Source organism: Collinsella sp. An7 (genome assembly GCF_002159335.1).
Classification (GTDB): domain Bacteria; phylum Actinomycetota; class Coriobacteriia; order Coriobacteriales; family Coriobacteriaceae; genus Coprousia.
This window is the reverse complement of the sequence record NZ_NFHP01000003.1, coordinates 109,773-121,315: the sequence shown is the minus strand read 5'-3', so window position 1 is coordinate 121,315 and position 11,543 is coordinate 109,773. Positions and strand designations below refer to the sequence as shown.

Sequence of the window (11,543 nt, the reverse complement as noted above, 5' to 3'; positions counted from 1 at the left end):
GGTTGGAGATCATAAAATGCCTCCGATCACAAGCATGAGCTGAGCGGTGATGCATCCAAAGATAAGCGAATCGCACCGGTCGAGCATGCCACCGTGGCCGGGGATGAGGTTCCCCGAGTCCTTGACGCCAACACCGCGCTTGATGCGGCTCTCGATGAGGTCGCCGAAAACCCCGAGCACCGACACCACCACGCCTGTGAGGACGGCGTACCAGAGCTCGAGCGGGAAGAAATGTGTGGCCCACACAATGAGCCAGATGATGACTGCCCCCGCGATGCCGCCCGCAAAGCCTTCCCACGACTTTTTGGGAGAGATCTTGGGCGCCATCTTATGCCGGCCGAACTGCCGGCCCACGAGGTAGGCGAGCGAGTCGGACACCCACAGCGATGCACACGACCCGATGGCCAGAAGCGCTCCGGCAAGCCCCGGCTCGGCATCGCGCAGGAGCACGATCGACGAGAGCATAAATCCCGTGTAGAGCGGCCCCATGAGGGTCACGGCAACATCGGCGATGCGCGTGCGCGGCGTGTAGACATACCAGAGCCCGCACGAGAGCACAAAGATAAAGATGAGCGCCGTCATGGCGATGCTCTCGCCAAGCGCGGCAAGGGGAAAGAGTGCCGCGGCGGCGACGCCCAGGAGCATGTTGGGAACCTTACCGTCGAGGCGCATCATCTGGAAGAACTCGTAGCAGCAAAGCGCGCTGATGAGCGCGACGAAGCCAGCCGTTGTAAGAGACCCTGCGATGAGGCACGCGATAAAGAGGACCGCGTACACCACTCCCGAGACTACGCGCGTGGCAAACGCGGAGGTGCTGTCTTTAGGAGCATCCTGCCGGGGCGCAACGCGCTTCAAGCGCTCGGTTCGCGGTCTGGATGAAGATGACGGGGCGGAATCAGGCTGCTCCATCGGTCACGCTTCTTCTTTCTTGGAGAGTCCGCCAAAGCGCCTATCACGCTGCTGGAACGCGATAATGGCCTGGACGAGCTCCCACCGGTTGAAATCGGGCCAGTAGGTATCGGTGATATAGAACTCGGCGTAGGCGACCTGCCACAGAAGGTAGTTGGAAAGCCGCATCTCGCCGGAGGTGCGGATAACGAGTTCTGGGTCGGGCAGGCCCGCGGTGTAGAGCTCACCCGCCACGGCGTCCTCGTCAATCTGCGCAGGATCGAGCTCGCCGGCAACGGCACGCTCGGCAAGCCTGCGGGCGGCTCGCGCCAGTTCGGCACGAGCCCCATAGTTCACCGCGAGGGCGAGAACCATGCCGGTGTGAGCGGCCGTCTCGGCAAGACCGCGCTCAAACACCTCGCGCGTCTCGGCCGGAAGTGCCGAGATATCACCCAGAAAGACCACGCGGACGTTCTCGCGCTTCAGAAGCGGCAACTCCTGGATAAACGTCTGGGCAAAAAGGTGCATCAGCAGGTTGACCTCAGCCTGGGGCCGCGACCAATTCTCGGTCGAGAACGCGTAGGCCGAGAGCACCTCGACCTCAAGGCGCACGCAGGCCGTGATGATCTCGCGAAGCGAGACGATGCCCGCCTTGTGCCCCTCACCGCGCGGCAGGCCCTGGGCGGTTGCCCAGCGGCCATTGCCGTCCATGATGCACGAGATGTGCCGCGGGATACGCGACCGGTCGAGCGCGGAGATGTCCACGCCCGCCGGCGCATGAGAGAAATACGTCTCGAAGGTCGAGTCGTCTACGGTATCGGTCATGGTCTAGATCTCCATAACCTCGGCCTCTTTGGCCTTGAGCATCTCGTCGATCTTCTTGATGTACTCATCGGTGTGCTTCTGGACCTTAGCCTGCTCGCGACGAATCTCGTCCTCGGAGAGCTCCTCGTCGCGCTCGAGCTTGTTGTTGAAGTCGCGACGGATGTTGCGGATCGAGACGCGCGCCTGCTCGGCAAGCTCACGGCACTCCTTGACGAGCTCGCGACGACGCTCCTCGGTGGGCGCCGGGAAGGGCAGGCGCACCACGGTGCCATCGGAGCTCGGCGTGATGCCAAGGTCTGAGGCGTTGATGGCGTGCACGATGGCGTTGAGGATCGATTTATCCCAAGGCTCGACCATGAGCATGTGAGCCTCAGGCACCTTGACGGCGGCAACCTGGGTGATGGGGGTGGCTACACCGTAGTAATCGACCGTGATATCGCCCAAGATGTTGGGGTTCGCACGGCCGGTGCGGACCTTAGAGAAGTTATGACGCAGCGCCTCGAGGGACTTGTCCATATGAGCGGTGATGTCTGCCATTGCTAATCCTCCTGTACGACGACGGTGCCGATGGCCTCGCCCATGAGGGCGCGCTTGATATGGTTCTCGCCCTCGATGTTGAGGACGATGATGGGCATGCGATTGTCCTGACAAAGGGCTGTGGCCGTGGAGTCCATGACCTGAAGCCCGCGAAGCAGGACCTCGTGGTAGGAGATGCGATCGAAGCGCACCGCATCGTCAAACTTGGCAGGATCCTTGTCGTAGATACCGTTAACCTTGGTGGCCTTGATGAGACAGTCGGCGTCGATCTCGCAGGCGCGGAGCGCCGCGGCGGTATCGGTAGTGAAGTAGGGGTTGCCCGAACCGGCGGCAAAGATGACGATATCGCCCTTCTCAAGGTGGTGCATCGCGCGACGGCGAATGTAGGGCTCGCAAACCTCGTTCATCTGGATGGCGCTCATCACGCGGCAGGAGCAGTCGACCCGCTCGAAGGCATCCTGGAGGGCAAGTGCGTTCATGACCGTGGCGAGCATGCCGATATAGTCGGCCTGCGCGCGGTCCATGCCACCCGCAGCGCCGGCGATACCGCGGAAAATGTTTCCGCCGCCGACGACAATGCCGATCTGAAGACCCTCATCGTGCAGGGCCTTGATGTCACGGGCGAGCCGGTCGGTGACGGCAGGGTCGATGCCGTAGTCGCCCTCGCCCATGAGTGCCTCGCCAGAAAGCTTGAGGAGCACGCGCTGGTACTGGTAGTCGGACACAGGGTCCCTCCTTACCCGATGGTATAACTTGTAACATTCTAGCAAAGAACACCGAAGGGGCATGCCGCGAGCGTGAAGGGCCGGATTTTACCGAGCCCCCACCGCATGGCGGTGCACAGCCTGAGGAAGCCACCCCTCAGCGGCATAAAAAAGGAGGGACCCGAAGGCCCCTCCCCTCCTGCGCGATGTGTTAGCGCTTACTCCTCGCCGCGGGCGAGACGATCGAAGCCGCACACCTTGATGGTGTCGCCGAGCTCCTTGCTGACCTTGGCAGCATACTGCGAGATGGTCATGCTGGAATCCTTGATGAACTCCTGCTCGTTGAGCACAACGCCCTTGTAGAACTTCTCGAGGCGGCCGACAGCCATCTTCTCCTGGATGGCCTCGGGCTTACCGGACTCGGCAGCCTGCGCCTTGTAGATCGAGACCTCGTGGTCGATGGTCTCCTGCGGAACGTCCTCGCGAACAGCGCAGATGGGAGCGGTGGCAGCGACCTGCATGGCAACGTCGTGAGCAAAGGTCTTAAAGGCCTCGGCCTCGGCGGTCTCGGGCTTCTCGAAGGAGAACTCAACGAGAACGCCGATCTTGCCGCCCATGTGGACGTAGCTCGAAACGGCACCGGCAGCGGGCTTGCGCACAGCGAAGCGTGAGATCTTCATATTCTCGCCCATGGTGTGAATGAGCTCGGTGAGCTCAGCCTGGACGGTCTCGCCGGCCATGGTGCAGGCGAGAAGGGCGTCGACGTCGGCCGGCTCGTTGGCAGCGGCGATCTCGGCCACGTTGGTGGCAAAGCCGGTGAACTTGGGGTTGGAGCCCACGAAGTCGGTCTCGCAGGCGACCTCGACGAGCGCGCCCTCACGGCCGTCGGCCGAGACGTAGGCACCCACGGCACCCTCGTTGGTCTCGCGACCGGCCTTCTTGGCAGCAGCGGCAAGGCCGTTCTTGCGGAGGATGTCCACGGCGGCGTTCATGTCGCCGTCAGCCTCGACGAGAGCCTTCTTGCACTCCATCATCGGAGAGTCGGTCATCTCGCGGAGCTCTTTGACCATAGCGGCGGTAATCTGAGCCATGTTCTGTCCTTTCAGAGATAGAAGTGAGTCGTTGCGTCTAAGCGTCTTACTCGGCGTCGGCCGCAGCGGCCTCGGCGACAGGCGCGGCCTCCTCGGCCGGAGCGGTGCCGGCCATCTCGGCCTCAGAGATCTGCTCCTTGCCGGCACCGGCGAGGCAGGCATCGGCCATGAGCTCGCACATAAGGGTGACGGCGGAGATGGCATCGTCGTTGCAGGGGATGCCGTAGTCGACCTCGTCGGGGTCGGAGTTGGTGTCGATGAGGGCGACAACCGGGATGTTGAGACGGCGGGCCTCCTTGATGGCGTTCTCCTCGCGCTTAGTGTCGATCACAAAGAGAGCGGCCGGAAGGGTCTTGAGGTCACGAGCGCCACCGAGGTTGGTCTGGAGCTTAGCGAGCTCCTTGCCGAGGACAGCCTGCTCCTTCTTGGGCAGAACCGCCATGCGACCGTCGGCGACCATGGCCTCGAGCTCCTCCATGCGGTTGATGCGGGAGCGGATGGTCACGAAGTTGGTGAGCATGCCACCGAGCCAGCGCTGGTTGATGTAGGGCATGCCGGCACGCTCAGCCGCGGCCTTGACAGGCTCCTGAGCCTGCTTCTTGGTGCCGACGAAGAGCACCTTGCCGCTCTTGGCGGCGTTGCGCAGGAAGGTGTAGGCCTGGTCGGCGTTGATGATGGTCTGCTTGAGGTCGAGGATGTAGATGCCGTTGCGCTCACCGAAGATGTAGGGCTTCATCTTGGGGTTCCAGCGGCGGGTCTGGTGACCGAAGTGGCACCCGGCCTCGAGGAGCGTGCGAATGTTGATCTTGGTAGCCATGTCAAACCTCCTGTGGTTCGCCTCCGTGCGGGGTCAGCCTCCCGTCGCCACCCAGATAGTGCTACCAGCTCTGGGCACCACGGCGCGAAAGTAGCCGCACGTGTGTGATGAATACGCGCTGCCTTGCGGCAACGGTCGAAATGATAGCAGGTTGCGCGGCTCATTCCAAGGTAAGAATTTGGGTCGCGACGGTTTCGTCACGAGAACCGCAACCTCGCGCTGGGCCGTGCCCAGCGCGCCTACAGCGTACGCCCTACCCACGCGGATGAGCCTGGTGAACCGCAGCTTTGAGTCGCTCGGGCGTGAGGTGGGTGTAGAGCTGCGTGGTGGAAAGACTCGCGTGGCCAAGAAGCTCCTGAACGCTCCGCAGGTCTGCGCCGCCTGCGAGGAGATCGGTCGCGAAGGTGTGGCGCATCGCGTGGGGCGTGATGTCCGCGGGGAGCCCCGCCTTTCGGGCGAGCGCCCGAAAGCGATACCGCAGTGCCGCCGCATCCATACGGTTGCCCCGCCGGGAGATGAAGAGCGCGTGCAGCCCGGCCGTGTTCTCGTGACGCCCAGCCCCCGCAAGAAGCTCTCCCCGACCCTCGGTCACATAGCGCCGCATGGCATCGAAAGCGCGCCGGTAGACGGGCACTACGCGCTCCTTGGACCCTTTGCCGAAGAGCCTGACTGTACGGTCAGAGGCGTCGAAGCTCTCAAGGTCGAGCGCGGCAAGCTCCGAGATGCGGGCGCCCGTGGCATAGAAGAGCTCGAGCATGCAGGCATCGCGGAGCCCCTCCGGACAGGTGAGGTCGGGCGCGGCAAGGAGGCGGTCCATCTGGGAGCCCTCGATCGTCTTGGGGAGCGTCTGCGGAATCTTGGGCGTCTGGATGGTGGAGACCACCGACGCGGTGACGATTCCCTCGAGCTCGCACCATTTGAAGAACGACCGGATCGCCGAAAGGTGCGCGGCCACGGTGCGCGGGGCATACCGCGCGGCACGGAAGTCGGCGAGGTAGCGTCTGAGCTCGCGCACGCTCGGCCTGAGCGGGTCTACCCCCGCTCGCGCGACCCAAGCACCGTAGGCCTCGAGATGCCCCTCATAGGCACGGACAGTCTCGGGAGAAAGCCCCGCGACGCGCGAGATGTAGGCGATAAAGCCGTCGAGCGCTTGGAGATACGCCGCATCCCCCGATGCGCCCGATCCGACCGTGGGCGAAGCCCCCCGTGCTCGAGGGACCTCACCATCCGGCGTATCACCAGCCGCCTGAACCTCCGGCAAGCCGCCGCTCAACCCTTGGTCTGCCGGCATCCCTACGCGGGCAGTCTCGCCTACAGAGCCGCTCACGACCGGAACACGTCCCCGCGGGTGGCGAGATAGGCATCGAGGTCTGCCAGCGCACGGGAACTGTAGGCAGCGTAGCGGTCGCGTTTGGAGCGGCGCTTGCCATCCGTAAGCGGCGGCACGAGACCGAAGTTCACATGCATGGGCTGGTAACCCTGCGTGGCGGGGTCGGTCGCATAGGCCACGAGGGAGCCCAGGGCACCCGTAGCGGGAAGCTCCACTGCCGGCGCACCGATAAGCTCGGCATACGTGTTGAGCGCAGCGAGGAGCCCCGAGGCAATCGCCTCCACATACCCCTCCGTTCCGCAGATCTGCCCGGCAAGGCGCACCGTCGTGCCCGGAACCGCAAACGTGCGATCGAGCACGTGCGGCGCATCCACGAAGGTGTTGCGGTGCATCACGCCATAGCGGAAGAACTCCGCCTGCTCGAGCCCGGGAATCAAGCGGAAGACACGCCGCTGCTCGGGCCAGGTGAGGTTGGTCTGAAAACCGACGAGGTTGTACGCGGTGCCCTCGCGGTTCTCCGCGCGCAGCTGAACCGCTGCCCAAGGACGATGCCCGGTCCGCGGATCGGTGAGCCCCACGGGCTTGAGCGCGCCAAAGCGCACCGCGTCGCGCCCCGTGCGCGCCACCTCCTCGATGGGCTGGCACGCCTGGAAGAGGTCCCGCCGCTCGAAGTCCTTCTGCACCACACGCTCGGCGGCGAGAAGCTCGTCGATGAAGCGCTCATACTCCTCCTTGTTGAAGGGGGCGTTGAGGTAGTCGCCGCCCGCGGCATCGTCGTAGCGCGACTGCGTGAAGAGAACCGAGCGGTCGAGCGTCGCAGCGTCCACAATGGGTGCCGCGGCATCGAAGAACGAGAGCGCCTCCCCGCCCACAAGTCCTTGCACCCGAGCGGCAAGCTCGGGAGAGCACAGCGGGCCCGCGGCGATGACAACCCTACCCTCGGGGATGGAGGTCACCTCCTCGTGCACAACCTCGATGAAAGGCTCAGCCGCAACGCGCTCCTCCACCGCGCGCGAGAAGGCTTCGCGGTCGACCGCAAGCGCTCCACCTGCCGGGACGGCAGCCTCCTCCGCGCACGCGATGAGCGTGCTGCCCATGCGCCGGAGCTCCTCCTTAAGGAGTCCCGCGGCAGAATCGAGACGCGTTGCCTTGAGCGAGTTGGAGCAGACGAGCTCCGCAAGATGGCCCGTATGGTGCGCCGGGGACTGCGTGCCGGGACGCATCTCAAAGAGCCGAACGGGCACGCCGCGCGCGGCGAGCGCCAGCGCGCATTCAGAGCCGGCAAGGCCTCCACCCACCACGGTCACGGTCTCAAAAGACATCGCTCCCCCACCTTTCTGCCACGGCGGCGGACCGCCTCGGAATCGTGCACCTCATTGTGCCCCAAACGAGGTCTGTGCGGCGAGCGCGATGCTCGACGCCGCGTAACGTCCATCGACCGTTCGCTCCACGAGGCTCTGCACCGAGAGTGCACTCAAAAGCTCGAGGCACGCACGAGTATCGAGAGAAAGCGCTCGCGCAACCTCGTCTGCCCTGAGCGGCGTTGCCGTGAGAACGCGAATGGCCTCTCGCTCCTCAGCCGTGGCGCCAACGGGCTTGGTATGCCCCAACGCCTGCGTCCGAAGCGTCTCGTAGATACGCGAGATGGCGCATGAGAGGGCCTCCTCATCGGGGATGATCGTCGCCCCGGCCTCGATGAGATAGTTGGTCCCGCGCGATTCCGCCGAGAACACCGAACCCGGAGCCACGAGGAGCTCGCGCCCGATGGCGCCGGCAACCTCCGCCGTGGAGAAAGTACCCGAAGGCATGCCCGCCTCTGCAACGAAGACAGCCTGTGAGAGCGCCGCGATGACCCGGTTGCGTTTGGGAAACGCATACCGCCGCGGCCCCATCCCCCACGGCTCAAGGGAGATGACCGCCCCGCCCCGCGCGAGCGCAAGCTCGATGAGCGGCCCGCTCCGGGCGGGATAGACAACGTCTGCCCCCGTGCCGAGGACAACGATGTGCACCCCGCCCGCATCGAGTGCCGCGCGCCCAGCCACCTGGTCACACCCGATCGCACCGCCAGAGACCACGGTGAGCCCGCTCTCGACCGCGAGTTTCGCCGCGAGTTCACAGAGCGCAGCGCCATAGGGCGTGATGCGCCTCGTCCCTACAATCGCAAAGCAGGGCTCCATCAGGGCAGATAACCGCCCCCGCCCATAGATGCGCGCCGGCGGGTCGGAAAGGTCCTCGAGCATTCTCGGATACCCGTCCTCGCCGCAGTTGATAACCCATCCGTCACCCTGTGCGCCAAGCCCCATCATGCAGCCCTCCTTCCCCGGTAGATTGATGCCTCGAGCAGATGCGAGCGTCCGATGCGCTCCGACTCGTCAATGTCTGCGATCGCGCGCGCGACCTTGCAGAGACGCGCAAGCCCGCGCCCCGTGAGGTGGCTCGCACGCGCAATGGAGAGGGCGAGGTCGGACGCCTCATCATCGAGCCGGTAGTCCGCAAGCGCCGGATCGAGCACGCGCTCCGCCTCGACATCTCCCTCGCGCGCACGGCGCCACGACCGAAACGCCCGTCCGCGCTCGACCATCGCGGCAAGGTCTGAAGAGGTGAGCCCCTCCTCGCCCCGAAGGATAAGGTCGGGGTCTGGGCGTGCGATATCCATGACAATGTCGATGCGGTCGATGAGCGGCCCCGCAAGACGCGCCTGGTACCGCTCGATCGCCGTGGCGCTGCAGGTACAGGACACCTCGGCATCGCCCAGATAACCGCAGGGGCAGGGATTGCTCGCCGCCAACAGCTGGAAGGCGCAGGGGAAGGTGTAGAGCCCGTCGGCGCGGACGATCCGCACATGCCCCTCCTCGATGGGCTGCCGGAGCATCTGGAGCACGTTGGTGGGAAACTCGGCCAGCTCGTCCAGAAAGAGCACCCCGCCGTGTGCCAGGCTCACCTCTCCCGGGCGCACGGGCCTGCCACCGCCAATGAGCCCGGCCGACGAGGTGCTGTGGTGCGGGCTCCGAAACGGTCGTTCTCCGGCAAGCAACCCCTCGATAGGCTCTCCCACCACCGAATAGATGCAGAGCGCTTCCTGCTTAAGCTCCTCATCGAGCGGCGGCAGGATGGTCGTCATCCGGCGGGCGAGCATGGTCTTGCCCGACCCGGGCGCACCCACCATGAGGAGCCCGAGCTCACCGGCTGCAGCGATGGCACAGGCGCGCTTGGCGACCTCCTGCCCCACCACATCAGCAAAGTCGAGTGGCGTCGGGCGCAGCGGCGTCTCATCCCGCTCGGGAAAGGGCGCAACAGCAGCGGCAACCCCCGCGCGAAGACGCGAGATGCTCGAAAGGTATCCCGTCCGCACCCCCTCGAGCGAGACGTGCTCTGAAGACCATGCCCCGACGAGCGTAAGGTCGCTCTCGCGTGCAAGCAGCTGATAGGCAACCTCGCCCCGCACAGGGCTCACCGCACCATCGAGCGCAAGCTCGCCCACAAAGAGCGCGCCGTCGAGCCCGTTAAGGGGAATCTGGCCTGAGGCGGCGAGAATCCCCACCGCCATGGGAAGGTCGAGCCCTGATCCCGATTTACGTACATCGCCGGGGGCGAGATTGACCACGATGCTCTGACGCGGCATCTCATAGCCTGCGGAGCGCAGGGCGTTTCTCACCCTCAGCCGCCCCTCGTTAACGGAAAGGTCCGGCTGCCCGGCAAGGTGAATCGAGGGGATGCCGCCGGCGAGCGAAACCTCCACCGTAACGGGCAGCGCCTCCACACCCCGCAGAAACGCCGCGTGAATCGCCACGAACCCACCGCTCACCGGTCGCACTCCCAATCGAAGGCTTCGTAGCGATGGACGATGTCCACCACATGGGACCCCACAAAGGTGACGCCGATCACGTCAAAGCGTATGGCCGGCACGGGAAAGTTGTCCATAAGGTAGCACGAGGCGATCCGGCGATATCGGCGCTGCTTGCGCGCATCGACCGCCTCCTCGGGGTACGACTCCGAAGGGATTCTTCGCGCGCGCCTCGTCTTAACCTCCACGAGGACGACGCACTCCTCCACCGGGTCGTAGGCGATATAGTCCGCCTCGCCCTCGGGGCATCGGTACCCGTGCTCGATGAGCTCGTATCCCTCATGCGTGAGGAAGATCCCCGCCACAGACTCCCCAAGGCGCCCCAGCTCACCAGGTGTTAGGCTGTGAACGCCCAACTCGTCTGGTCCGGCAGGGTCATCGAGGATACCGTCCTCCGACTCGTCGGTGTCTGGGTCATCGACCGAGAAGACATCCTCAAAGTCGATGTCCTCCAGGTCCCACTGCTCGCGCATCGTGCGTCGACGTTCCATGTCCGCTCCTCTCGTTGAAGGTACGGACATGTTCCACGGGCAATCTGACAGATACCTGACCGTTTCTGGCACAGGTCTGACCAAAATCTAACCAGGATTCTCCCTTTTCTAACCGTGCAGCTAAGAGCTATCAAAATACACGGCAAACCGCGCAAGCATCCACAACGCGTCGCTAAAAGAGCGAGGCTGTCTCCAGAAAGTTTCCACAGAAGCTCACGCGGTGCTGCTCGGTAAGGCCGCGCTCCTTGATGGCGGCGATATGCTCGGGTGAGGCGTAACCCTTGGATTGAGCAAAGTGATAACCGGGGTACTCGGCATCGAGCTCCACCATGAGCTCGTCACGGGTGACCTTTGCCACGATCGAGGCGGCGGCAATGCAGGCCACGGTGGCGTCGCCGTGCACCACGTCGCGCTCCCCGGGGACGGCATGGAGCGGGTTGCCGTCCATAAGCACGCAGTCGGGCGTAAGCCCCGTATCGGCCACGGCGTCGGCCACGGCGCACCGGAGGGCCTGTGCCATGCCCATGCTATCGATATCGGCTGCCGGCACCTGCCCAAAGCCGATGGCGATGGCGTGCTCGGCAATCTCCTCGGCCAAAAGCTCGCGCCGTGCGGCAGATAGCTTTTTGGAATCGTTGAGCCCCCAGATGATCGGCTCATCGGGGAGACAGACCGCGCACACCATGAGCGGTCCCGCCACCGAGCCGCGGCCGACCTCGTCGACTCCCACCACAACGCCCGAACCACCGAGGTCGCGCATGGTGGCGTACATCCCCCGTACCCGCTCGCGCTCGCCCTCCTCCTTAGCATGGCGACGCTCCGCGCGCTCGCACGCCTTGCGCACCTGCGATCGGGGGTCGTCTGCATAGCGGGCCACAAGCGCGGGAATCTCCTCAAAGGAGGCGCTCGCAAGCTCGCCCGCGATCTGCGAAGCGGAAGACGACGTGTGCTGGTTTGCCATGGGACCACTCCCTGAACGTGCGGACGACGCAGAAAAGAAAGGGCCGCCCCTGAGG

General features: G+C 64.7%; 12 protein-coding genes. All 12 read right to left on the bottom strand.

Going from position 1 to position 11,543, the window contains the following annotated elements; all coding sequences use genetic code 11:
- Nucleotides 1-9: 9 nt before the first annotated feature.
- Complete coding sequence (locus B5G20_RS04415; protein ID WP_255376959.1) at nucleotides 10-855, bottom strand: phosphatidate cytidylyltransferase; 846 nt, start codon at nucleotides 853-855, stop codon at nucleotides 10-12.
- Nucleotides 856-912: 57 nt separating this feature from the next.
- Entirely contained in the window at nucleotides 913-1,713 is an 801-nt protein-coding gene (locus B5G20_RS04410) for an isoprenyl transferase (RefSeq protein ID WP_087355438.1), read from the bottom strand.
- A gap of 3 nt (nucleotides 1,714-1,716) precedes the next feature.
- The gene (gene frr, locus B5G20_RS04405; protein ID WP_087355436.1) at nucleotides 1,717-2,250 is read right to left on the bottom strand and encodes a ribosome recycling factor; all 534 of its coding nucleotides are present in this window, start codon (nucleotides 2,248-2,250) and stop codon (nucleotides 1,717-1,719) included.
- Nucleotides 2,251-2,252: 2 nt separating this feature from the next.
- Nucleotides 2,253-2,975: a UMP kinase gene (pyrH, locus tag B5G20_RS04400; RefSeq protein WP_087355433.1), complete on the bottom strand. Its 723-nt coding sequence runs from the start codon at nucleotides 2,973-2,975 to the stop codon at nucleotides 2,253-2,255.
- A gap of 197 nt (nucleotides 2,976-3,172) precedes the next feature.
- Entirely contained in the window at nucleotides 3,173-4,045 is an 873-nt protein-coding gene (tsf, locus tag B5G20_RS04395) for a translation elongation factor Ts (RefSeq protein ID WP_087355431.1), read from the bottom strand.
- 46 nt (nucleotides 4,046-4,091) lie between these two features.
- Nucleotides 4,092-4,862 (bottom strand): 30S ribosomal protein S2, encoded by a 771-nt coding sequence (gene rpsB, locus B5G20_RS04390; RefSeq protein ID WP_087355429.1) that lies wholly within the window; start codon nucleotides 4,860-4,862, stop codon nucleotides 4,092-4,094.
- 253 nt (nucleotides 4,863-5,115) lie between these two features.
- Nucleotides 5,116-6,153 carry a tyrosine recombinase XerC gene (locus tag B5G20_RS04385; RefSeq protein ID WP_087355428.1) on the bottom strand — a complete coding sequence of 346 codons (1,038 nt, stop codon included), beginning with the start codon at nucleotides 6,151-6,153 and terminating at the stop codon, nucleotides 5,116-5,118.
- A 32-nt stretch (nucleotides 6,154-6,185) separates the two neighbouring features.
- A complete protein-coding gene (gene trmFO / locus B5G20_RS04380) occupies nucleotides 6,186-7,514 on the bottom strand; it encodes a methylenetetrahydrofolate--tRNA-(uracil(54)-C(5))-methyltransferase (FADH(2)-oxidizing) TrmFO (protein WP_087355426.1) in 1,329 nt (442 codons plus the stop codon).
- A gap of 51 nt (nucleotides 7,515-7,565) precedes the next feature.
- Complete coding sequence (locus tag B5G20_RS04375; RefSeq protein ID WP_239286873.1) at nucleotides 7,566-8,498, bottom strand: DNA-processing protein DprA; 933 nt, start codon at nucleotides 8,496-8,498, stop codon at nucleotides 7,566-7,568.
- Nucleotides 8,495-9,997 (bottom strand): YifB family Mg chelatase-like AAA ATPase, encoded by a 1,503-nt coding sequence (locus tag B5G20_RS04370; protein ID WP_087355424.1) that lies wholly within the window; start codon nucleotides 9,995-9,997, stop codon nucleotides 8,495-8,497. Before B5G20_RS04370 ends, B5G20_RS04375 begins: the two co-directional genes overlap by 4 nt.
- Complete coding sequence (locus B5G20_RS04365) at nucleotides 9,994-10,527, bottom strand: YraN family protein (protein ID WP_239286872.1); 534 nt, start codon at nucleotides 10,525-10,527, stop codon at nucleotides 9,994-9,996. Before B5G20_RS04365 ends, B5G20_RS04370 begins: the two co-directional genes overlap by 4 nt.
- 172 nt (nucleotides 10,528-10,699) lie before the next feature.
- Complete coding sequence (locus B5G20_RS04360) at nucleotides 10,700-11,488, bottom strand: ribonuclease HII (RefSeq protein WP_087355422.1); 789 nt, start codon at nucleotides 11,486-11,488, stop codon at nucleotides 10,700-10,702.
- Between the last annotated feature and the right edge of the window lie 55 nt (nucleotides 11,489-11,543).